Here is a 23718-nt window from a genome sequence, read left to right as displayed (position 1 = left end):
AATAAAAAACCACTAATTAATTTAATCAGTGGTTTTTTATTTAAAAGAAGTGGTTGTCTTTTTTATCTAACTTTAATTTCCCCACATCCAACTCTTGGTCCTGCTGCGCCAGAAGGTTGAGAGCTAAAATCATCTGGTCCAGCATGAACAATAATTGCTTTTCCAACAATATTTTTTGTTTCATCTTCACAGTTAATACACCATAAATCTGTTTCTCTTTCAATGGTTCCTTTACCATCTTTATCGGCAACTATATTACCAATATCTCCAACATGAAATGGTTCTTGCATCCATTTTCCATGATTTTCATTTGTTGGGTTCCAATGACCACCAGCAGATTTTCCATCGGGTGCAGAACAATCTCCTATTGTGTGAATATGAATAGCATGATTTCCTTCGCTTAAGCCAAATACTTCAGCTTTCATAACTAACTTTCCGTTGTTCTCTTTAAAAGTTACGTTTCCTGTTACATTACTATTACTTCTGGCCTCTATATTTACAATTGCAGTTTTTTCTTCACCCTTACCACAAGAAAATAGAATAAGTGTAATTAGTGATAAAATTAAATTTTTTAGAATTTTCATAATTTCATTTTTATTAATAATTACCTCTAAATTACAAAAACTGTTACAGTTAAAAAAGAATTGGTCATTAGAATTGAAAGTAGATTATTATTTTCTTTTTCTAATTTCTACTATCTTCGTTTTTTAAAATCAAACCAAAAAATGAGTAGAAGTTTAAAAGAGTATATTGTTGTCGGCTTAAAAGGAATGGCAATGGGTGCAGCAGATGTGGTGCCAGGTGTTTCTGGAGGTACAATTGCATTTATTTCAGGAATTTATGAAGAATTATTAAGTTCTATCAGTAATGTTAATTTAGGTTTGTTTAAAACTTTAAAAAATGATGGAATAAAAGCTGCTTGGAAACAATTAAATGGTAGTTTTTTATTGGCTTTATTTATAGGGATTTTTATCAGTATAATTTCATTAGCAAAAGCTATAAAATACCTTTTAGAAAACGAACCTATCTTATTATGGTCGTTCTTTTTTGGATTGGTTTTAGCAAGTATTATTTACATTGCAAAACAGATTGAAAAATGGAATTTTATTTCAGTTTTAATACTAGTTTTAGGTGCGTTTTTAGCATATTATATTACCACTTTAAATCCTTTGGTTTCAGAAAATTCGTCTATATTATTTATGTTTTTGGCTGGAGCTATTGCAATTTGCGCAATGATTTTACCCGGAATTTCAGGAGCTTTTATCCTAGTTTTATTAGGTGCATATAAACCTATTTTAGCAGCAGTAAATGATAGAGATTTTAAAACAATTGCTGCTGTTGGTTTTGGTGCAATTATAGGTTTGTTAAGTTTCTCTAAAGTCTTAAAATGGTTATTTGCAAATTACAAAAATTATACTCTTGCTGCTTTAACAGGTTTTATAATTGGTTCTTTAAATAAGATTTGGCCTTGGAAAGAGACGTTAACTTGGCGCACAAATTCTCATGGAGTAGAAGTGCCTTTTAACCAACAAAGTGTATCTCCTTTTTCTTTTAATGGAGATGCAGAATTAACAATGGCAATTGTTTTAGCTATTATTGGTTTTGGTTTGATTTTGTTAATGGAAAAACTAGCTGTTAAAAAACAGTAAATGCATAAACAACGAAATTTTGTTCAGAAAACATCCCTTTTTTTAAAAGGCTTGGCAATGGGAGCGGCTAATAAAGTTCCTGGAGTTTCTGGTGGTACAGTTTCTTTTGTTTTTGGCTTTTATGAAGAGTTAATCTACTCATTTAGAAAAATAAACTTAATAGCTTTAAAATTACTTTTAAATGGCCGTTTTTCTAGTTTCTATAAATATGTAAACGGACAATTTCTTCTCTTGATAATGGGAGGAAGTATTTTTAGTTATTTTAGTATTTCTCTTGTTTTAGATTACTTTTTAGCGAATTATGAACTTTATGTATGGAGTTGGTTTTTTGGGATGATAATTGGTTCTATTTACTACATTGGAAAAGATTTTGGAGAATGGAGTACCAAAAATATTATTTCATTAGTAATAGGTGCTTCTATAGGTTTAGGAATTAGTTTTTTAACTCCTGCAACAGAAAACGATAATCTTTGGTTTGTTTTTGTTTGTGGTATTATAGGGGTTTCTGGTATGACACTTCCAGGTCTTTCAGGCTCATTTATTTTAATTTTACTAGGAAACTATGTTTTACTTTTGGTGGATTCTGTTAATGAGTTATTTCATATAATAGTTCGTCTTTTATCAGGAGATTTTAAGGTACTTTCTGATCCTGTAAAAATGAGATACTTAAAAATAATTAGTGTTTTTACAGCTGGTTCAGCATTTGGGTTGGTTTCAATTTCTCATGTTTTAGGCTATGTTTTAAAACGATGGAATCAAATTGTAAACGCTGTTATTATCGGTTTTATCACAGGTTCTTTAGGTATAGTTTGGCCTTGGAAAAAAGCAACTTTTTTAAATATAAATGGAAACATTCAATTAGATAAAAAAGGAAATAAAATTATAGAAAATTACGAGCGTTTTATTCCAGATTTTTCAAATATAGAAACTTGGATTGCAATTTTCTATGTTGCACTTGGTATAGGTTTAATTTTAGTTATAGATTATTATGGAAGAAAAAAGAAATAAGTTGTTTGGTTTATTAGGTAAAGATATTTCCTACTCTTTTTCTCGAGGTTATTTCACAGAAAAGTTTAAGAATTTAGAGTTAAAAAAACATAAATATGTAAATTTTGATATTCAACAAATTACAGATTTTCCTTCAATAATTAAAAATGAAGAATTTCTAGAAGGTATGAACGTTACTATACCTTATAAAGAGGAAGTAATTACCTATTTAGATAAATTAGATAAAACAGCAAAAAAAATTGGAGCTGTTAATACTATAAAATTCACAAAAAGAGGAAATTTAAAAGGGTATAATACAGATGTTTTTGGTTTTGAAAATTCGATTAAACCTTTTATAAAAAAGCATCATAAAAAAGCTTTAATATTAGGTACAGGTGGTGCATCTAAAGCAATTGCTTTTGCGCTTAAAAAAAATGATATAAAGTTTAAGTTTGTTTCTAGAAAACCACAGAGAAAGAAAGAGATTTCTTATGCAGATTTAACTGAAGAAATTTTAGAAAAATACCAAATAATTATCAATTCTACACCAGTTGGAACTTCTCCAGATGTAGATAAATCTCCTAATATACCTTATCAATTTATCACTGAAAAGCATCTTTTATTCGATTTAATTTATAATCCAGAAATCACTACTTTTTTAGCAAAAGGTAAAGAAAAAGGAGCTACTATAAAAAATGGATATGAAATGTTAGAACTTCAAGCAGAAGAATCTTGGAGAATTTGGAATAGATAATTTTAAATGAAACTTTTATAGTTAAGATGATTTGTTAATTCTTTAAGTTGTCACTATCTTTATAAACAATTATTATGGACCTTAAACATTGTAGATATGTTAGATAAAAATGAAGAAAACGCAGATAAAGCGTTAGATAAAGTTGAAGAAGTAAAAAGTGAAACTTCAATTGAAAACAGTAATGATGAAACAGTAAAAGAAAATGTAGTTGATGAAACTACAGAAGCTGTTGATGAAATTGAGAAATCTGTAGCAGAGGAGGCAGAAAATGATTCTGAAAAAGAAGATGAAGTTCCTACTGTAGATTATGATGCGTTTTCTTTAGAAGATTTGGTAACAGAGCTTAAAAAGACAATTTCTAACAACCCAGTTCAGAAAATTAAGAATCAAGTAGATGGTATAAAAAATGCTTTCAACAAACAATTTGGAGCGTTATTAGCCGAAAAGAAAGCTGCTTTTTTAGCTGAAGGAGGTAATTCTATCGATTTTCAATTCTCTAGTCCTATAAAATCTGATTACAATAAATTATTGTCTGATTATAAAAGTCAACGTGATGAATTTTACGGTAATCTAGAAAAGCAACTAAAAGATAATTTAGAAAAAAGATTAGTAGTTATAGAAAGTTTAAAAGATTTAATACAAAATGCAGACTCTGCAACTATGTATAAAAAATTTAGAGAACTACAAGACACATGGCGTTCTATTGGACCAGTTTCTAAAACAAAATATAATGATACTTGGAAAATATACCATCATCATGTAGAAAGGTTTTATGATTTATTACATTTAAGTAATGACTTTAGAGACCTAGATTTTAAGCATAATTTAGAAGAAAAATTAAAAATCATTATTAAGGCAGAAAAACTTGCAGAAGAAAGCGATATAAATTTTGCCTTTAAAGAACTGCAAGATTTACATAAAATCTGGAAAGAAGATATTGGGCCAGTTTCGCAAGAAATGCGAGAAGAAGTTTGGAAGAAATTTAGTGCAGCAACAAAGAAAATTCATGATAAACGTCATGAACACTTCAAAGAAATGCGATCTAAATACCAAGAAATTATTGATAAAAAACTAGATGTTGTTGCAAAAATTAATGCATATGATACTTCTAAAAATAATTCTCATAATGATTGGCAAAAGAGTATAAAAGATATAGAGGCTTTAAGACAACAATATTTTAGTGCTGGTAAATTACCATATTCTAAAAGTGAAGAAGTTTGGCAACAGTTTAAAGGAGCTACAAAGAAATTTAATAGCGAAAAGAACGTTTTTTATAAGCAAGAAAAAGGAGATCAGCAAGATAATTTAAAAAAGAAAATTGCTTTAATTGAAATTGCCGAGTCTTTAAAAGAAAGTGAAGATTGGGAAACTGCTACAAATACTTTGAAAAAAGTTCAAGCAGATTGGAAAAAAATAGGACATGTTCCACGTAAGTTTTCAGACGATATTTGGAAACGTTTTAAAGCTGCTTGTAACCATTACTTCGATCGTTTTCATCAGCAGAAAAATGCAGTTAGTAAAGAGCAACAAGAAACTGTAGATGCTAAAAAAGCTTTTTTAGAATCTTTAAAAGAAGAAAAAGAAGCTACTAAAGAAACTGTTTTAGAAGCTATAAATAAATGGAATGAGTTAGGTAGACTGCCTAGAAATGTTCGTCATTTAGATGGTAAGTTTAATAAACAAATAGATAGAATGTTAGAAGGCCTGTCTTTAGATAAGAAAGAGGTTTCTATGTTAAAGTTTACAAATGTTGTAGATGGTTTAGCAGCAGATAATGATGTTAGAAAATTAGATTCTGAACAAATTTTTGTTAGAAAAAAGATTGATGAAGTTGTAAAAGAAATTCAACAGCTAGAAAATAATCTTGGATTTTTCTCTAATGCTAAAGATGACAATCCGCTTGTTATAAATGTAAAAAACAAAGTGAACGAGTTTAAGGAAGATTTAGCAGTTTGGAAAGACAAGTTAAGTTACTTAAAAAATCTAGATTACTAAAAAGTAAATATCATAAAACAAAAAACTCGAAGCAAAAGCTTCGAGTTTTTTTATGAAATTGTTTTTCTTTTATTAAGAAAATAATTTATCAATTTTTGCTTTTTCTTCTTCAGCTAAAGCAGCATCAACTAAAATACGACCACTATGCTCGTCTATAGTTATCTTTTTTCTATTAGCAATTTCTAATTGTACTTGTGGTGGAATTGTAAAATAAGAACCTCCAGAAGCTCCACGTTCAATTGCAACAACAGCTAAACCATTTTTTACTTTAGTTCTAATACGTGAGTATGCAGAAAATAAATGACCTTCAATAGCTTTAGAAAACTCTTCAGATTTTTCAGATAAAAGTTTTTCGTCTTTTTCTGTTTCTTTTAAAATAGCATCTAATTCTGCTTTTTTATGGCTTAAATGTTTTTCTTGTTTAGCTAACTTTTCTTTAGTAGCATCAACAACTTCCATTTTTTGAGCAATTTTTGCCTTGTATTCGTTAATTCTCTTTTCAGCTAATTGAATTTCTAATTCTTGAAACTCAACTTCTTTAGATAAAGAATCGAACTCTCTGTTATTTCTAACTTTTTGCTGCTGCTCGTCATATTTTTTCATTAACGCGTTAGATTCTTCAATCGCTAACTTTTTGTTATTGATATCCGTTTCTAAATTAGCAACATCTTGTTCTAAATTAGCAACTCTAGTATTTAATCCGGCAACTTCATCCTCTAAATCTTCAACTTCTAAAGGTAATTCACCTCGTACGTTTCTAATATCGTCAATTCTAGAATCAATTAACTGTAAGTCGTATAATGCTCTTAATTTTTGTTCAACGGAAATTTCTTTCTTCTTTGCCATGTTTATATATAATAAATAGGATTTGTACTTTTTTCTGATAAAATGACTGCAAAATTAGTGAATTTTTTCGTAAGATAATCAACCAAAAGGTTTTTTGTAAACTGTTCACTCTCATAATGTCCAATATCTGCTAATAAAATACTGTTTTCAGCAGTAAAAAACTCATGGTATTTAAAGTCTGCACTCACATAAGCATCTGCTCCAGCTCTTTTTGCATTAGTAATTGCAAAACTACCAGAACCACCTAAAACAGCTACTTTTTTTATTTTTTTATTGATATAATTAGAATGACGAACACAAACTGTTTTCATAGTCTTCTTTAAAAATAGTAAAAACTCTTTTTCGTCCATTTCAGAAGAGAGTTCACCAATCATTCCCATTCCTATATCTTGATGTATGTTTTCTGTAGTAATTATTTCGTAAGCAACTTCTTCATAAGGATGATTTTCTTGTAATGATTTTAATATTCCAGCTTCATTCTTACTTTCGAAAACAACAGAAATTCTTGTTTCTTGTTCTGTATGAAGTTTACCTTTTTCTCCAAAAACAGGATTAGAATTTTCATTTCCTCTAAAAGTTCCTTCTCCTTCAATGTTAAATGAACAATTATCATAATTACCAATATTACCTGCGCCAGCATTAAAAAGAGACTTTCTTAAATTTTCTGCATCTTTTACAGGAACATAAGTAGTTAACATTTTTATAATTCCTTTTTTAGGAATAAGAATCTTTGTTTTTTTTAAGCCAAGAACTTCACACATTTTTGCTGAAACACCATTTTTAGAATTATCTAAAGCTGTATGAGTTGCATAAATAGCAATATCATTTTTAATGGCTTTTAAAACAACGCGCTCTACATAAGAGTTGCCATTTATTTTTTTTAATCCACTAAATATAATCGGATGAAAACTTACTATTAAATTACAATTCTGGGCAATTGCTTCATCTACAGTTTCTTCTAAAGTATCTAAAGTAACCAATACATTTGTAACTTTTGTTTGGTAATTACCCACAAGTAATCCAACATTGTCAAAATCTTCGGCATATTTTAAAGGCGCTAATTCTTCTATGTAATTTGTGATGTTTTTTATTGTCATTTAAAAAAGTATTGAAAATCAAAGTTAACATATTTAATCGAAAAATGTAATTCTTACACTAACAGGAATTATAACAAAAAGAATTTTAATTTTTGAAGTTTATTAAATAAATTAAAAATTCTTTTGTTGTATTTTTACGTTGATGAAACTTGTTCGTTTTTTACTATTTCCATTAGCCGTTTTATACGATTTGATAACCTCAATTCGTAACTTTTTCTTTGACGTAGGTATTTTTAAACAAACAACTTTTAAAATGCCAGTAATTGTTGTTGGTAATTTAAGTGTTGGTGGTACTGGAAAAACGCCACAAATAGAATATTTGGTTCGTCTATTAAAAGATGCCCACAAGGTTGCAATTTTAAGTAGAGGCTATAAACGAAAAACGGAAGGTTTTGTTATGTTAAATGAAACACATTCTGCTGAAGATGTAGGAGATGAACCTTTACAGTTTTATAAAAAGTTTAAAAAAATTAATGTTGCTGTAGACGCAAATAGGGTAGAAGGTATTAAGAAAATTATAGCAACTAAATCTCCAGAAATTATTTTATTGGATGATGCTTTTCAACATAGAAAAGTAAAAGGAAGTTTTTATATTTTGCTTACAAAATATAACAATTTATTTGTTGATGATTTTTTACTACCAACTGGAAATTTGCGTGAAAATAGGAGCGGAGCAAATAGAGCAGATGTAATTGTAGTTACTAAATGCCCTAAAGAATTAGACAAAAATCAGCAAGAAAATATAAAAAAGAAACTTCAGAAGTATAAAAAAGAAATTTATTTTACTACAATTTCTTATGCTGAAAAATTGTCTGGAAGTAGGCAAATTTTGATAGAAGAACTAAAAGACTATCAAGTTTTATTGGTTACAGGTATTGCAAACCCTAAACCATTAACAGATTTTTTATCTGATAAAAAAGTTAATTATCAGCATTTAAAGTTTGCAGACCATCATCATTTTTCTTCAACAGAAATTAATGCTATTCAACAGAAATTTGATGCCATAAATTCTAATAGAAAAATAATTTTAACTACAGAAAAAGATTTTGTTAGGTTAGAAGGAAGGTTAAATGAGGTTTCTTTTTTAGGTATAGAAACTACTTTTTTAGATGTTACAAGTACTTCTTTTAATTTGTTAATAAAAAGCCACGTACAACAAAACCAACGCTGTTAGAACGTTGGTTTGTCTATTTTTGATTTTCGTTAGGATGTCTTTTCAGATCACTTAACATATATTTGACACTGTATTTTTTGTAAAGTCACAAGGCAATTTTTTAATTGGTATTATTTTTGATACTTTTGAAGAAACAAGTTTATATGAAAAAAAGTATTATCAGTTTTGCTATTTGTTTTTTCTTTTTAGGAACCGTTTTTTCTCAAGAAGAAGTTGTTGTTAAGGAAGAGGTTACATTATCTTGGGAAGCTAGTTTTAAAGAAGCTCTAAAGAAATCAAAAAAAGAAAAAAAACCTGTTTTAATTTATTTTACAGGATCAGATTGGTGTGGGCCTTGTAAGGTTTTAGATAAAAATTTATTCCACACAGATAAATTTAAAGGAATTGCTGATAAAGATTTAATTTTATATGAAGCAGATAACCCTAGAAACAAAGAACTTGTAGAGTCAGATAAATTAAAAGAAAATTTTAAATTAATAAGAAAGTATCACGTACAATCTTATCCTACGTTGGTTTTTGTAAATCACAAAGGAAAAATGATTGGTTATAAAAAAGGATTAATTTTAACTGAATACTATTATCCATTTATACAATCTGTTATAGAAAACTATTAAAAATTAATATTTAAGCATAAAAAAAACCGAAGTAATTTTTAATTACTTCGGTTTTCTTATTTATAAATTATTACTTAAAAGTAACTCTTATTTTTGGTTGATTACTCTAAAAGTAGTTCTTCTGTTAGCTCTGTGTTCTGCTTCAGTACAAGAAACTCCGTCAGAACATCTGTTAGTTAATCTAGACTCTCCAAAACCGTTTCCAGTTAATTGGCTTGGGTTTACACCTTTAGAGATTAAATAGCTTGTTACTGCTTGTGCTCTTCTTTCAGATAAATCTTGGTTGCTTTCTTTTGTTCCTCTCATATCTGTATGAGATTCAATAGCAACAGAGATTCCATCTTTTAAGATAGGTAATAATCTTGCGTCAATGATTCTTTTAGCTCCAGGAGTTAAAGTTGCGCTTCCTAAATTCCAAGTAATAGGTAATGGAGTATTGTTTACTAACTCACATTCTACTTCTTTCCAAGTTGTTAAACCACCTTTGCTTACTAAAACTTCTTTAGTTACAGTTTTGTATTTAGCAGCAACAGTAATTTCTTCTTTCCAAGCATCTTTTACTAAAACTACTTTTTTAATAGTTCCGTATTCTGCAGGAATATCTATAGTTCTTGTTGTTGGAGGAGTTACCATCACTTTTTTAGTATATGTTTTTTCGTATCCAGGAACTGGTGTAGAAACAGTATTTGCATCTGTATCTAATTTAGTTAAAGGTACAGTTACAAATTGTGCTGGTACTGGCTTATAACACCAATATCTACAGTCATTAGGGTCACTAGATTCACAATCTGGTGCTTTTTCACTCATTTCCCAATTTGCAGATGCAGCTTTAGTTTCTATTACTTCAGAGTCTGGAGTAAAAGTAGCTTTTACAGCTCTTAATTTATTAGCGTCTTCTTTTGCAACATAAGAAACAGTTTTTGTTTCCCAAACAGCAGCTACAGGAACTAAACGCGTTCCAGCTTCTTTAATTAAAACTCTTTCTGTTACAGTTTTGTATTCTGCAGGGTGTGTTACAATTCTTTTGTATGCAGGTGCAATTTCAATTGTTACATCTTCATTTTTCCATACTTCTGGAGTTTTACAATTTACATAACATTTTCCTGGTTCAGGATTTGTTGGTAAGTCTTGCCCAAAAGCAATTGCGCCAAACATTAAAAATGCTCCGCTTAATAAAATTTTCTTCATGTTTATTTGTTTTGATTATATGTTAGTGTGACACTAGGTTTTTTAAAAAGTCACAACGCAATTTACAAAAAAAACAAGAAATGTTAAAAAAATGTTAAGGAAATTATAATTTCTTATAGAATAAGCTCTTAATTATACCGTCTGAAAGTCCGATTTTTGGAACATAAATTTTCCTTGCACCACTCCATTTCATTGCAGATAAGTATATTTTTGTAGCAGGAATAATAACATCTGCTCTATCTGGATTTAAACTTAATTCAGATACTCTTTCATCAAAAGACATTTGTTTTAAAAACTGATATTGAGCATTTAAATAAATAAAAGAAATTGGTTTTCCTTCAGTTCTACCAGACATTTTAAATAGTTTGTTAATGTTTCCTCCAGAACCAATTAAAGAAACTCTCTTTAAACCTTGGGTATTCTTTTTGATCCACTTTTCTACGTTAGCAAACATTTCTTTGTTAACAGATTTTTTATTGTTTAATAAACGAACTGTTCCCATTTTAAAGGATTTAGAGGTAATAATTTTTCCTTTAGAAAATATAGTAAACTCTGTACTACCACCACCAACATCTACATATAAATAAGAGTTATCTCCCTCTATTAATTGATTTAAATCTGTAGAAGAAATAATAGCAGCTTCTTCTTTTCCACCAATGATATCAATTTTTACTCCAGTTTCAATTAGAATTTTTTCTGCAACTTCTTTACCATTTGCAGCTTCTCTCATTGCAGAAGTAGCACATGCCATATAACGTTCTACTTTATGAACTTTCATTAAAAGTTTAAAAGCTTCCATGGCATTAATCATTCTTGTAATATTTTCCTCACTAATAATACCTTCACCAACAAATGCATCTGCTCCTAAACGAATTGGTACACGTACTAATGATGATTTTTTAAATTGAGGATCTCTATCTTCAGCAACAATTACGTTGGAAATTAGTAATCTAATTGCGTTAGAACCAATATCAATTGCGCCGTATTTTTTTATTTCTAACAAACTAATCTATTTATGGTTTTTAGGAAATTCGGACAAGAAAGTTTTTCCTTTTTTTATGTTTTTCCAATGCTTTTCATCAAATTGAAGTCCAATAATACCACAAGTAGCTACATGTGCAATTGGTGTATTACCAAATTTGTTTACAAAAGTATTAATTCCATGATCGTGGCTAAAAATAATGGCAGAGTTAAAACCATCATCAAGAGCATTTACAGTTTTTACCAAATAACCATCGCTAAAACTATAAAGTTGTCTTTTTATTTGAAGGTTAGCTAAAGGATATTCAAAGTTTTCACAGAAAATAACTGCAGTATGTAAAGCTCTGTTTGCACTACTAGAAATAAAAACGTCTGGTCTGTCTACTTTTTTTGACAAAAATTTTGACATTAAATATGCGTCTTTAATTCCGCGTTTTTTTAGAGGTCTGTCAATATCTTCTATTCCAGAGTACTCCCAAGAAGATTTTGCATGTCTAACAATGTATAAAGTTTTCATTTAATTGAATTGTTGAAGTGTAAATATAAAAATTTATGACGCTAATCTTTCTAATTTCCAAGAAAAATCTTTTTCTAAAATATATCTAATTCTATCGTGTAATCTATTTGGTCTTCCTTGCCAAAATTCTATAGAAATTGGTTTTACTAAATAACCTCCCCAATGTTTTGGTCTAGGAATTTCTTCACCTTCAAACTTTTTTTCTATTCTTAATAAGTTTTCTTCTAGCTCTTTTCTAGTAGAAATTACAGAACTTTGGTCAGAAGCCCAAGCGCCTAGTTTACTTCCTTCTGGTCTAGAATCGAAATAGCCATCAGATAAATTTTCAGCTTGCTTTTCTGCGATTCCTTTAATAATAATTTGTTGTTCTAAAGCTGGCCAAAAGAATGATAAACAAATATTGTTGTTTTCTGCAATAGCTTTTCCTTTTTCTGATGTATAGTTTGTGTAGAAAATGAAACCTTCCCAAGTAAATTTCTTTAATAAAACAACTCTACTTTTAGGAAAACCATCTTTTCCAATGGTAGAAACTGTCATTGCATTGGTTTCGTTTACAGTTTCAGATTCTTCTGCATTTCTAAACCAAGTTTGAAATAATTCCATAGGGTTTTCTGGACAATTGCTTTCTAAAAGCTCATGTTTTTCGTACGATTTTCGGTAATTACTTAAATCTTTTTGCATTTTATTTAATTAAATATATATCTAATTCCTATTGAGTTTCTAATTCCTGAAGCGTCTGTAGCATCAGAAAAATGATACGCACTTTCTAAAACTAACCCGAAGTTTCTAACTTCTTTAAAAGGTGTTATTTCTATTTGAAGCGGCAAGTAAAAACTTTCAATAAAATCTGTTTTATCTGAATGAAATGGAAAGGTAGAAACACCAATACCAAAGTTTAAATTATAAGCCTTTTTAGAAACAAGTTTGTAAAGTAGACTAAATTCCGTGTTAAATTCAATTCCTAAATTATCATTTACTCTTAATTCTGCTTGTAGTTTATCTGAAAAAGCATAGTTCACTCCAATTTCTGCATCAAAATAACCAGTTATTTTAAACTGACTAAATGTTGAAAGGGAAGTGAAAATTAAAAGTGCTAAAAAAAAATTTTTCATAATTATCTTCTTTTAATTATTGTTAACCCAATAAATGTTAGAAAACCATTTAAAACTAAAACGAAGAATCCAAAATCAAAACCAAAATTTTCTTTACTGTAATAACTAATAATGTAAGTAAGAATTGGCGCAATAATACAAATTACAGGCACTATTTTGTCTTTAACCTTTTGTTTAGTGAATAAGCCAAAAGCATACAAACCTAAAAGGGGGCCATAAGTATAACCAGCAAACGTAAATATTTTAGCAATTACACTGGCATCTGCTATAAAGTATTTAAAAATTAAGATAACAGCAATTAATACAAATGAAAATATAATGTGAATTCTCTTTCTAATCTTCTCTTGTTCTTCAGCATTTCTTTTTTTATCAATTTCTAAAATGTCTATACTAAAAGACGTAGTTAAAGAAGTTAGGGCAGAATCTGCACTAGAATATGCAGCTGCAATTAAACCTAACAAAAAGAACATTGCTGTTGCCAAACCTAAAGTTCCTTTGGTTGCAATTATTGGAAAAAGTTGGTCTTTATGAGCATCAATTCCGTTTTTCTGCGCGTAATCTGTTAATAATACACCTAACGCTAAAAAGAAAAAGTTAACAATTACTAATACAATTGTAAACCAAAACATGTTTTTTTGTGCATCTTTTAAGTTTCTGCAAGTAAGGTTTTTTTGCATCATATCTTGGTCTAAACCAGTCATAACAACGGCTATAAAAGCACCAGCTAAAAACTGTTTCCAAAAATAATTTCCAGCATTTACATCTTCGAAAAAGAATGTTTTAGACAATTCACTATCTGCAACATAAGAGAATAAATTACTTATTTGTAATTCGTCAGAAATAGTGTAAATACAAACACCAACTGCAATCAGCATAAATAATGTTTGCAATGTATCTGTCCAAACAATGGTTTTAATTCCTCCTTTAAATGTGTATAACCAAATCAATAATATAGTTATGGAAACTGTAACCCAAAAAGGAATTCCGTAAGCGTCAAATAAAATTACTTGCAACACATTTGCTACTAAAAACAATCTAAAAGCAGCACCAATTGTTCTAGAAAGTAAGAAAAAACTGGCACCTGTTTTATATGAATATTCGCCAAATCTATCTTGTAAGTATGTATAAATTGAAGTTAAATTGAGTTTGTAATAAAGAGGAAGCAGTACTAAACCAATTACTGCGTAACCAACAACATACCCTAAAACCATTTGAAAATAACTCATTCCTTGCGCTTCTACCCAACCAGGTACAGAAATAAAGGTAACACCAGAAAGAGATGCGCCAATCATACCAAAAGCAACCAAATACCAAGGTGAAGAGTTGTTAGCTTTAAAAAAGGTTTTATTGTCTGCAGATTTTCCTGTGATATAAGAAATAAGTATTAATACAGAAAAGTAAGCAACAATTAATAAGATGATATACTCTGGCTTCATTTTAAGTTATAATTAATGATACGAATATATGTTTTTTAGAAGTCTTTTCTCTTTTTTATTGATTCTTTTCTCGATAATAAGTTAAATTTGCAAACTATGGATTTTTCATCAAAATTATTAGAAAATGCTGTAAATGAAGTTTCACGTTTGCCAGGAATTGGTAAAAGAACTGCATTGCGTTTGGTTTTACATTTACTAAAACAACCAACTGACAATACAAAGTATTTGTCTGAAGCTTTGTTGCATTTAAGAAATGATGTAAAAACTTGTGAAAAATGCCACAATATTTCTGATACAGCTTTGTGTGATATTTGTAACAACCCAAAAAGAAACCCTGAAATTGTTTGTGTTGTTGAAGACATTAGAGATGTAATGGCAATTGAAAGTACGTCTCAATTTAATGGATTATACCATGTATTGGGTGGGAAAATTTCTCCCATTGAAGGAATTGGTCCCCAAAATTTGCAGATAGAATCGCTTATTAATAAAGTTGAAAACGGAGAAGTAAAAGAATTGATTTTTGCTTTAAGTTCAACTATGGAAGGAGATACCACAAATTTCTATATTTTTAAACAAATAGAGAAATTCGATATTACAACATCTACAATTGCACGTGGAATTTCTGTAGGCGATGAATTAGAATATGCAGATGAAGTTACTTTAGGAAGATCTATTGTGAATAGAATTCCTTTTGAACAAAGTATTAGAGGTTAATTCTCTAAATTTTTGGTTTCATCACTTTCTAAAACCTCTTTTTCTGCTTTATCCCAAGATTTTTTCTCGCGAATTCTCTTGTACAATTTAATTCCCAACATCATTAAAATTCCGAAAAGAATAATACCAACAACTCCCCAAATCCAATTGATAGCGCTTTTTACGGTTACTAAAAAAACGACAGCAAATAAAATTATCGTAGAAATTTCATTAAACATTCGCAATTTAAAAGCAGAATATTTTACAATATCTTTTTGAAGTTTACTATAAATATTTTGGCAAAAACCATGGTAAAAATACAATGCTAAAACGAATGCTAATTTTACCAACATCCAAGGTTCAGATAAATAATATGGATTTTGATATAACATCCAAAAAGCAAAAATACTTGCTAAAATTGCTGACGGCCAAGTAATAATATACCAAAGTCTTTTAGTCATCAATTTATATTGCGTTTGCAAAATAGATTTTGCAGGTTCTAATTTATTTTCAGCTTCCGTTTGATAAATAAATAACCTCGGAATGTAAAATAGACCAGCAAACCAAGTAACTACAAAGATAATGTGTAATGCTTTTACGTATAGAAAATCCATGTTTTAAAATTACAATTTATTAATTAAAAATTACGATTTCTCCCATTCATTAATCCAAGAAACCATAACATCTACCCAATCATCATTATCATTCATACAAGGAATGTGTTTGTAATCTGTTCCTCCAAATTTTAAGAACTCTTCTTTTCCTTCCATTGCAATTTCTTCTAAAGTCTCTAGACAATCTGCAACAAAAGCAGGAGTTATTACTGCTAATTTCTTTTTTCCTTCTGATGGAAATTTCTCTAACTCAAAATCTGTATAAGGTTTTAACCAAGGATCTTTTAATAATCTCGATTGAAAAGAATTACTATATGTTCCTTTTTTCAAATTTAAGAATTTTGCAATTTCTTTTGTAGTCTCAAAACATTGGTGTCTATAACATGTGTGATGTGCAACCGAATTACGTTCACAACAAGAACCATCTAATTTACAATGACTATTTGTAGGATCAGATTTTTTAATGTGTCTTTCAGGTATTCCATGATAAGAAAATAAAATATGATCGTAATCGAAATCTTTTAAATGATTCGCAATATTGTTGCTCATCGCTTTTATATAATCTGGTTCATTATAAAAAGGTGGTAAAACATCTAATTTTACATCAGGATATTTTTCTGCTAAAATTTCTTCAGCCTTAACAACTACAGTTTCAAAAGAAGACATTGCATAATGAGGATATAAAGGCGCTAAAAATATTTCTGTAACTCCTTTATCAACCAAATTTTTGATTCCTTTTTCCATGGACATAGAACCATAACGCATTGCCAATTCCACAGGAATATCTACTTTTTGTTTTACTTTTTCTGTAAATCTTTCTGAAATTACAACCAAAGGCGAACCTTCATCCCACCAAATTTTCTTGTAAGCAGCTCCAGATTTTTTCGGACGGAAATTTAAAATAATTCCTTTTATTAAAACGTAACGTTTCCAATAAGGAATATCAATTACACGTTCGTCCATTAAAAATTCGTCTAAATATTTTTTAACGTCTTTTGTTTCTGTTGAATCTGGTGATCCTAAATTGTTTAATAATATTCCTTTCATTTATAAAAAAGTTTCAAAAATTTCAAAAAGAAATTTTGTGTTGTTATTCTTGCCTGTTGTTAGTTAAAAACTGATTCGTTACCTCATATAGCGAAATCGCTAAACTATGAATTACATTCATGCTCGAATTTCTACCAAACATAGGAATTGAAACTGTATAATCGACTAAATCTATGTTTTCAATTCCGTTTCTTTCGCTTCCCAAAAGTAAAACGATTTTCTCATGATTTTTAAAATTAAAATCTTGAATATTTATGCTTTTATCAGTAATTTCTATTCCAATAATTGTATTGCCTGCTGCTTTTAATTTGTTGATAATTTCAGCAAAATTAGAATAAGTGTCATGTTCAATTTGGTTGACAGTGTTTCTCGCAGTTTTCTTTACAATTCTATTTTCTATTGTTGGTGAGTTCTCGTGAAAATAAATTTTTTCAACTCCAAAACTTTCGGAAATACGAAAACACATTCCAATATTTTCTGGAGTTCTAATCGCATCACAAACAATTGTTATTGGAAATTGTTTCTGCTTATTTTCGATATCGTAATGTGTTAGTTGTTTCAATTTTATAATTTCAAAGTTTTAAAGTCTGCAAACTGCGACTGTAAATTGTTTACTGATTCAGGCTCATTACATATTTCTTTGGTGTTGTGCCAAATTTCTTTTTAAAAGCTGCAATAAAATGACTTGCAGTACTATAACCAACCTGTAAGCCAACTTCATTTACATTGTACTTGTTGCTTTCTAATAATCTTCTAGAGTGTTCCATTTTATAATCAAACAAAAAACTATAGACTGTGTCTCCATAAATTTGCTTAAAACCTTCTTTTAGTTTTTTTAGACTCAAACCAATTTCGTTTGCTAATTCTTGCAAACTTGGTGGTTCTGCCATTCTTGTTATAATAATTTCTTTCGCTTTTCTAATTTTTATAACATTTTGTTCATCAACTAAAAATGGACAATATTCTGCATCATTACTTTCTTCATGCTGAAAATGTAAACTCAACAATTCGTAAACCTTTCCTTTTACATATAAATCTTTAATAGAACTATTAATATTAGAGTTGATAATTTGCTGTAAAACAATAGAAACTGTTGGTTTTATTTCAGTGTCATCGTAATATTTTTTATTACTATTTTCATCACTTAAAAATGGAATGTAGCCAGATTCTTTAGAGAATAAAGAATGAAATTTTTCAATAGAAATTAATAATGAAACCAACGTTGTTTTAGGTTGAATTTCTAAGTTAATTGGTAATGTTCTTTGCGGATTGTATAATAAAATAGATCGATTATCTAAAACATCAAAAGAATAAGAACCGTCGTTAAATAAAAATTTAGAATCTCCTCGTAAACAAAAATGAATCTGTATAAAAGTACTATTTATTTCTCTTTCGAAATTCTGAACTTCTTTGCTTTCGTTCTGAAAATGAAGAACATAAAAACCTTTATCAAGAATTATTTCTTCAAAAGTACTTTCTCCGACATTTTTAAACATATATTTAATCTGTTTTAAAATTCCATTTATTTAGAATCATTCTATATTGTAAATCAATGAATCCTTTAGAATACTGCAAAAATAAGGCTTTTAGGTAATTTAATTGCAAATAAAACTTAAAAAACATCTATCGTTATTAAAAGTTCTTTAAGCGATACTTTTTTGTAAATGTAGTTTTTACTTTTGTGTCATCTTTTTAAGATTTTATGAAAGCATTAGGGCAAGAGCACTTTTACAATATTGGCGTAAGTTACAAGAAAGCAGATGCAGAAATGCGTGGTAAATTTTCTGTATCTAAAGAAAATCAGGTAGAACTTCTAAAATCTGCCAAAGAAAAAGGTGTTTCTGGTATTTTTATAATTTCTACATGTAATAGAACCGAAATATTTGGTTTTGCAAATAGACCTTGTTTACTAATTGAATTGTTGTGTGATTTCTCTGAAGGAACTGCAAAAGAATTCGACAATATTTGTAATATTAACAAGGATCAAGAAGCCATTACTCATTTATTTAGAATGGGAACTGGTTTAGATAGTCAAATTTTAGGAGATTATGAGATTGTTGGTCAATTAAGACAATCTTTTAAAATGGCAAAAGCGCAAAAAACTACAAATGCGTATTTAGAAAGACTTTTAAATTGTGTTTTACAAGCAAGTAAAAAAGTAAAGAACGAAACAAAATTAAGTTCAGGTACAACATCTGTTTCTTATGCTGCTGTTCAATATATTATTAAAAATTTACCAGATTATAATTCTAAAAATATTTTAGTTTTTGGTTTGGGTAAAATGGGAAAACATACTTGCAAGAACCTTGCAGAATATACTCAAAATAAATCTGTTTGTTTAATTAATAGAACTGAAGAAAAAACGACTGAATTTATTAAAGAACACAATTCAATAAGAAAATCTTTAATAGAAAATTTAGCAGAAGAAGTTAATAATGCAGATGTTTTAATAGTTTCTACAGGGTCAGATAAACCAACAATTACAAAAGAACATATTTCTAAAAACAGAGAATTATTGATTTTAGATTTATCCATGCCAGAAAATGTAGCCAAAGATGTTGCAGATTATTCAGATGTTTCTTTAGTAAATGTAGATGAGCTTTCTAAAATTACAGATGAAACTTTAGCAGTTCGTTTACAAGAAATTCCTACTGCAGAAGCAATAATAGAAATACATAAAAGTGAGTTTAACGATTGGTTAAATCACAGAAGATTTACTCCAGCAATTGCTGCTTTAAAGAAATCTTTAGAAACTATAAAGAAAGACGAAATAAACTTTCAGAAGAAAAAAATAAGCAATTTTGATGAAGATCAGGCAGAAATACTTACTTCTCGCTTCATTCAAAAAATTACAACACAATTTGTAAAACATCTAAAAGATGAAGAAACTTCTGTAACGGAAAGTTTAGATGTAATTCAAAAAGTGTTTCAATCTTAACCAAAATATCATGCAAAAAGTAATTAGAATAGGAACTCGCGATAGCAAATTAGCGCTTTGGCAAGCTGATAAAGTACGCAAAGAGTTAACAGAATTAGGCTACGAAACTGTAATTGTTCCTATAAAATCTATGGGTGATATCGTTTTAGATAAACCTTTGTATGAATTAGGAATTACTGGTGTTTTTACTAAAAATTTAGATATTGCAATGTTAAATGGCGATATTGATATTGCTGTACATTCTTTAAAAGATGTGCCAACAGCTTTGCCAGAAGGAATTGTACAAGCTGCAGTTTTAAAAAGAGGAAATTACAACGATATTTTAGTTTTAAAAGACACTGAAGAATTTTTTGGACAACCAAATGGTATTATTGCCACTGGAAGTTTAAGAAGAAAAGCAATGTGGTTAAATCGTTATCCAACCCATAAAGTGGAAGATTTAAGAGGAAACGTAAATACGCGTTTGCAAAAATTAGAAGATAGCGAAACTTGGAACGGAGCAGTATTTGCAGCTGCAGGTTTAGAAAGATTAAAAATTAGACCAGAAACTTCAGTAGATTTATCTTGGATGATCTCTGCACCAGGTCAAGGTACAGTTATGATTGCAGCTTTAGAAAACGACGATTACGTTTTAGATGCTTGTGAACAATTAAATGACCACCAAACTAAAGTTTGTGTTGGTATTGAGCGTGAGTTTTTAAGATTGTTAGAAGGTGGTTGTACAGCACCAATTGGAGCTTTAGCCTATGTAGATGCAAGAACTGAAGAAATAAATTTTAAAGGTGTTTTGTTAAAAAAAGACGGTTCTAAAAAACTGACAGTTAATAAAACTGCAAAATTAGGAAGTCATAAATTTTTAGCAAAAGATTGTGCAGATTACATTATAAATAGAGGTGGTAAAGAACTTATTTTAGAAGATATTGAAGGAGAGTCTTTAATCGAAAATAAAGTATATTCTACAAAGAAATTATCTGAAATTCAGAAGAAAACATTACCAAGTGCTATTGGTATAGAAGATAGCGATTTTATTAAGATTCGATTTAATAGAATCCCTGCAAAAGTGATGAAAAAAACGCATGAAAATGTTGTAATTACAAGTCAGAATGGAGCAGAAGCAATTTTAAATTCTTTCACAAAAGACGAAATTAATTTTAAGAATATTTTCTGCGTTGGTAGAAGAACAAAAAAGTTAATTGAAAGAAGAATTGGAAAAGTAACACATGTTGCAAAAAATGCTTTAAAATTAGCTGAATATATAGCTAAAGAAACTGAAATTAAAGAAGTTTCTTATTTCTGTAGTGACTTAAGATTAGATGTTTTACCAACGTATTTACAAGCGCATGATATTGTAGTGAATGAGGTAGAAGCGTACAAAACAATGTTAAGTCCAGTAAAAATTGCAGATGATGTTGCTGGGGTTTTATTTTATAGTCCATCAGGAATCGAAAGTTATTTAGAAGAAAATAATACAGATAAAGTTGCTTTTTGTATTGGAGAAACTACAGCTGTTGAAGCAAGAAAACATTTCCAAAATGTTCAAGTTGCAAATATGCCAGATGTGGAAAGTGTTTTAGAATTAGTAAATACACATTTTTCTAACTAAAGCAAGTCCTAACCTTTCCAAAGGGAAGAAATGAGTAAGTTTATGTGTAAAATAACAAGAGAGAGTTTCTCTATTGTGAAAACAAATTATTAACCGCACAATTTTCATTGTGCTCCCCTTTGGGGAAACAGGGGCCATATGTTTAGAACAAGAAGATTAAGAAAAACAGAAGGAATTAGAAGATTAGTCAAAGAAACTAAACTTTCTGTAGACGATTTTATTTACCCACTTTTTATTGAGGAAGGCGAAAATATAGAAACAGAAATTGTTTCTATGCCAGGAATAAAACGTTGGTCTTTAGATACAATTTCTAAAGAATTAGACGAGGTTGTTGAACTAAATATTCCTGCAGTTCTACTATTCGGAATACCATCAAACAAAGACGAAGAAGGAACAGAAACTTGGAATGATAACGGAATTATGCAGCAAGCAGTTCGTTTTATTAAGAAAAATTATCCGAGTTTATATGTAATTACAGACGTTTGTTTTTGCGAATATACTTCTCACGGACATTGTGGAATTATCCACGATAATGATGTGGATAATGACGCAACTTTAGTCAATTTAGCAAAACAAGTAATTTCGCACGCAAAAGCAGGTGTAGATATGGTTGCACCTTCAGGAATGATGGATGGAACTATTGATATGGTTCGTCAGTCTTTAGATAATTCAGGTTTTCCAAACTTGCCAATTATGGCGTATTCTGTAAAATATGCATCTGCATTTTATGGACCATTTAGAGATGCAGCAGATTCTGCACCAACATTTGGAGATAGAAGAACGTATCAAATGGATCCATCAAACAGAGATGAAGGAATGCGTGAAGCAACTTTCGACGATCAAGAAGGAGCAGATATTTTAATGGTGAAACCAGCATTGTCTTATTTAGATATTATTCGCGATTTAAAAAATAATTTCGACAGACCAATTGCTTGTTATAATGTAAGTGGAGAATATGCAATGGTAAAAGCTGCTGCAGAAAAAGGTTGGATTGATGGCGAAAAAGTAATGATGGAAAGTTTACTTTCAATGAAAAGAGCAGGAGCAGATATTATTATTACTTATTTTGCGAAGGAAGCCGCAAAAGTTTTATTGAAATAAAGTTAGAATGTCTCCTCGAGTGCAGTCGAGAGGTCTTATTAGGTCTCGACTGCGCTCGACCAGACAAAAAAAAGCAACAAAATGAAATTCAAAAAATCAGAAAAATTATATAAAAAAGGTTTAAAAAACTTGGTTGGAGCAGTAAATTCTCCAGTAAGAGCTTTTTCTTCAGTTGGTGGAAATCCGTTGTTTATTAAAAAAGCAAAAGGAACTAAAATTACAGATGTAGATGGAAATGAATATGTAGATTTAGTACTTTCTTATGGCCCAATGATTTTAGGTCATCGTCATAAAAAAGTACAAAAAGGAGTAGATAAAGCATTAAAAAATGGTTATTCTTTTGGAGCATCTACAGAAGCAGAAATTAAGTTAGCAAAAATAGTTTGCGATGCTTTTCCAGGAATGGATAAAGTGCGTTTTGTAAATTCAGGAACAGAAGCTGTTTTAAGTGCAGTTCGTTTGGCAAGAGCATTTACAGGAAAAGATAAAATCATTAAGTTTTCTGGTTGTTATCATGGGCATCAAGATTCTTTATTAGTAGCAGCAGGTTCTGGTTTGGCAACTTTAAGCATGCCAGGAAGTAAAGGAGTTCCAGAAGGCGCAGTAAAAAATACGTTAATTGCAGAATACAATAATTTAGAAAGTGTAAAAGCACATTTCGAAAAACATGATGATATTGCAGGTGTAATTATCGAACCAATTTGTGGAAATATGGGTGTTGCCATTCCACAAAACGGATTTTTAGTAGAACTAAAAAAATATTTAGAATCTAAAAACGCCTTGTTAATTGCTGATGAAGTAATGACAGGTTTTCGTTCTAAATTTGGTGGAGCGCAAGAATTGTTAGGAGTTACAGCAGATATTACCTGTTTAGGAAAAGTAATTGGTGGAGGTTTTCCAGTGGGAGCTTATGGCGCAAGAGAAGAAATTATGCAAGAAGTTGCACCTTTAGGAGGCATGTATCAAGCAGGAACGTTGAGTGGAAATCCAATTGCAATGGCAGGAGGAATCGCAACTTTAACAGAATTGAAAAAACAAAATCCGTATAAAAAGTTCGAAGAAACTGGAAGTATTTTAGAAGTCATTTTATTAGAAACAGCTAAAAAATATAATGTAGATTTAGTGGTTAATAGATATGGTTCTATGTTAAATCCTTTCTTTACAAATATTGAAGTAACCAACTTTGAAAAAGCACAAACTTCAGATACAGAGAAGTTCGCAGTTTTCTTTTGGGAAATGATAAGAAATGGTGTGTTTTTACCTCCAAGTCAGTTTGAAGCTTGGTTTTTATCATCAGCTTTAAGTGATAAGGATATTAAGAAAATTGCAAATGCTGTTGATAAAGCAATGTTGGCGGTTTCAAAAATGTAAA

At 29.5% G+C, this 23718-nt stretch carries 24 protein-coding genes; 11 read left to right on the top strand and 13 right to left on the bottom strand.

Annotated features, from left to right (window positions below; all coding sequences use genetic code 11):
- Window positions 1-62: 62 nt before the first annotated feature.
- Window positions 63-584: a superoxide dismutase family protein gene (locus tag H9W90_RS07760; RefSeq protein ID WP_187483868.1), complete on the bottom strand. Its 522-nt coding sequence runs from the start codon at window positions 582-584 to the stop codon at window positions 63-65.
- A 141-nt stretch (window positions 585-725) separates the two neighbouring features.
- Here H9W90_RS07760 and H9W90_RS07755 point away from each other — a divergent pair, with 141 nt between their 5' ends.
- From H9W90_RS07755 to H9W90_RS07740, 4 genes are all read left to right on the top strand, one after another.
- Window positions 726-1649, top strand: coding sequence for a polyprenyl-phosphate transporter (locus tag H9W90_RS07755; protein ID WP_187483867.1), 924 nt, complete (start codon window positions 726-728; stop codon window positions 1647-1649).
- Window positions 1650-2657 carry a DUF368 domain-containing protein gene (locus H9W90_RS07750; protein WP_187483866.1) on the top strand — a complete coding sequence of 336 codons (1008 nt, stop codon included), beginning with the start codon at window positions 1650-1652 and terminating at the stop codon, window positions 2655-2657. It abuts the gene before it with no gap.
- Window positions 2638-3390, top strand: a complete 753-nt coding sequence (locus H9W90_RS07745; protein ID WP_187483865.1) for a shikimate dehydrogenase family protein — start codon at window positions 2638-2640, stop codon at window positions 3388-3390. The genes H9W90_RS07750 and H9W90_RS07745 overlap by 20 nt, the downstream gene beginning before the upstream one ends.
- Before the next feature lie 96 nt (window positions 3391-3486).
- Window positions 3487-5385, top strand: coding sequence for a DUF349 domain-containing protein (locus H9W90_RS07740; RefSeq protein ID WP_187483864.1), 1899 nt, complete (start codon window positions 3487-3489; stop codon window positions 5383-5385).
- A gap of 72 nt (window positions 5386-5457) precedes the next feature.
- Here H9W90_RS07740 and H9W90_RS07735 read toward each other — a convergent pair whose 3' ends face one another.
- Together H9W90_RS07735 and H9W90_RS07730 are read right to left on the bottom strand one after the other, a co-directional pair.
- Window positions 5458-6231 (bottom strand): zinc ribbon domain-containing protein, encoded by a 774-nt coding sequence (locus H9W90_RS07735; RefSeq protein ID WP_187483863.1) that lies wholly within the window; start codon window positions 6229-6231, stop codon window positions 5458-5460.
- A 2-nt stretch (window positions 6232-6233) separates the two neighbouring features.
- Window positions 6234-7328 (bottom strand): Nif3-like dinuclear metal center hexameric protein, encoded by a 1095-nt coding sequence (locus tag H9W90_RS07730; protein ID WP_187483862.1) that lies wholly within the window; start codon window positions 7326-7328, stop codon window positions 6234-6236.
- A gap of 142 nt (window positions 7329-7470) precedes the next feature.
- On the opposite strand from H9W90_RS07730, the gene lpxK reads away from it, so the two are divergent.
- Both lpxK and H9W90_RS07720 read left to right on the top strand, forming a co-directional pair.
- On the top strand, window positions 7471-8502 hold the full coding sequence (lpxK, locus tag H9W90_RS07725; RefSeq protein WP_187483861.1) for a tetraacyldisaccharide 4'-kinase: 1032 nt from the start codon (window positions 7471-7473) through the stop codon (window positions 8500-8502).
- A 143-nt stretch (window positions 8503-8645) separates the two neighbouring features.
- Window positions 8646-9116 carry a thioredoxin family protein gene (locus H9W90_RS07720; RefSeq protein WP_187483860.1) on the top strand — a complete coding sequence of 157 codons (471 nt, stop codon included), beginning with the start codon at window positions 8646-8648 and terminating at the stop codon, window positions 9114-9116.
- 87 nt (window positions 9117-9203) lie between these two features.
- Here the strand turns inward: H9W90_RS07720 and H9W90_RS07715 are convergent, their stop codons facing one another.
- From H9W90_RS07715 to H9W90_RS07690, 6 genes are all read right to left on the bottom strand, one after another.
- Window positions 9204-10304, bottom strand: coding sequence for an OmpA family protein (locus H9W90_RS07715; protein WP_187483859.1), 1101 nt, complete (start codon window positions 10302-10304; stop codon window positions 9204-9206).
- 103 nt (window positions 10305-10407) lie between these two features.
- Complete coding sequence (locus H9W90_RS07710; RefSeq protein WP_187483858.1) at window positions 10408-11307, bottom strand: Ppx/GppA phosphatase family protein; 900 nt, start codon at window positions 11305-11307, stop codon at window positions 10408-10410.
- Window positions 11308-11313: 6 nt separating this feature from the next.
- The gene (locus tag H9W90_RS07705; protein ID WP_187483857.1) at window positions 11314-11802 is read right to left on the bottom strand and encodes a SixA phosphatase family protein; all 489 of its coding nucleotides are present in this window, start codon (window positions 11800-11802) and stop codon (window positions 11314-11316) included.
- 33 nt (window positions 11803-11835) lie between these two features.
- Window positions 11836-12483, bottom strand: coding sequence for a pyridoxamine 5'-phosphate oxidase (gene pdxH, locus H9W90_RS07700; RefSeq protein WP_187483856.1), 648 nt, complete (start codon window positions 12481-12483; stop codon window positions 11836-11838).
- A gap of 5 nt (window positions 12484-12488) precedes the next feature.
- Entirely contained in the window at window positions 12489-12914 is a 426-nt protein-coding gene (locus H9W90_RS07695; protein ID WP_187483855.1) for a hypothetical protein, read from the bottom strand.
- A 2-nt stretch (window positions 12915-12916) separates the two neighbouring features.
- Entirely contained in the window at window positions 12917-14350 is a 1434-nt protein-coding gene (locus tag H9W90_RS07690) for a sodium:solute symporter (RefSeq protein ID WP_187483854.1), read from the bottom strand.
- A 96-nt stretch (window positions 14351-14446) separates the two neighbouring features.
- Here H9W90_RS07690 and recR point away from each other — a divergent pair, with 96 nt between their 5' ends.
- Complete coding sequence (gene recR / locus H9W90_RS07685) at window positions 14447-15064, top strand: recombination mediator RecR (protein ID WP_187483853.1); 618 nt, start codon at window positions 14447-14449, stop codon at window positions 15062-15064.
- Here recR and H9W90_RS07680 read toward each other — a convergent pair.
- From H9W90_RS07680 to H9W90_RS07665, 4 genes are read right to left on the bottom strand one after another with little or no spacing between them, the layout of a single operon-like run.
- The gene (locus H9W90_RS07680; protein ID WP_088353096.1) at window positions 15061-15657 is read right to left on the bottom strand and encodes a CopD family protein; all 597 of its coding nucleotides are present in this window, start codon (window positions 15655-15657) and stop codon (window positions 15061-15063) included. The two genes, recR and H9W90_RS07680, sit on opposite strands and share 4 nt — an antisense overlap.
- 30 nt (window positions 15658-15687) lie before the next feature.
- Window positions 15688-16704: a ferrochelatase gene (hemH, locus tag H9W90_RS07675; RefSeq protein ID WP_187483852.1), complete on the bottom strand. Its 1017-nt coding sequence runs from the start codon at window positions 16702-16704 to the stop codon at window positions 15688-15690.
- Between the two features lie 43 nt (window positions 16705-16747).
- Window positions 16748-17266: a TrmH family RNA methyltransferase gene (locus H9W90_RS07670; protein WP_187483851.1), complete on the bottom strand. Its 519-nt coding sequence runs from the start codon at window positions 17264-17266 to the stop codon at window positions 16748-16750.
- 49 nt (window positions 17267-17315) lie between these two features.
- Window positions 17316-18200, bottom strand: coding sequence for a helix-turn-helix domain-containing protein (locus H9W90_RS07665; protein ID WP_187483850.1), 885 nt, complete (start codon window positions 18198-18200; stop codon window positions 17316-17318).
- Between the two features lie 206 nt (window positions 18201-18406).
- On the opposite strand from H9W90_RS07665, the gene hemA reads away from it, so the two are divergent.
- The 4 genes from hemA (at window position 18407) to hemL (ending at window position 23717) form a co-directional block, all read left to right on the top strand.
- Entirely contained in the window at window positions 18407-19642 is a 1236-nt protein-coding gene (gene hemA, locus H9W90_RS07660; RefSeq protein WP_187483849.1) for a glutamyl-tRNA reductase, read from the top strand.
- Window positions 19643-19652: 10 nt separating this feature from the next.
- A complete protein-coding gene (gene hemC, locus H9W90_RS07655) occupies window positions 19653-21245 on the top strand; it encodes a hydroxymethylbilane synthase (RefSeq protein WP_187483848.1) in 1593 nt (530 codons plus the stop codon).
- A 138-nt stretch (window positions 21246-21383) separates the two neighbouring features.
- A complete protein-coding gene (gene hemB, locus H9W90_RS07650) occupies window positions 21384-22346 on the top strand; it encodes a porphobilinogen synthase (protein WP_187483847.1) in 963 nt (320 codons plus the stop codon).
- A gap of 81 nt (window positions 22347-22427) precedes the next feature.
- Window positions 22428-23717: a glutamate-1-semialdehyde 2,1-aminomutase gene (hemL, locus tag H9W90_RS07645; RefSeq protein ID WP_187483846.1), complete on the top strand. Its 1290-nt coding sequence runs from the start codon at window positions 22428-22430 to the stop codon at window positions 23715-23717.
- Window position 23718 lies beyond the last annotated feature (1 nt).

The organism is Polaribacter pectinis (assembly GCF_014352875.1).
Classification (GTDB): domain Bacteria; phylum Bacteroidota; class Bacteroidia; order Flavobacteriales; family Flavobacteriaceae; genus Polaribacter; species Polaribacter pectinis.
Note: the sequence above shows the minus strand (reverse complement) of the source record. Positions and strands in the feature narration are given on the sequence as shown.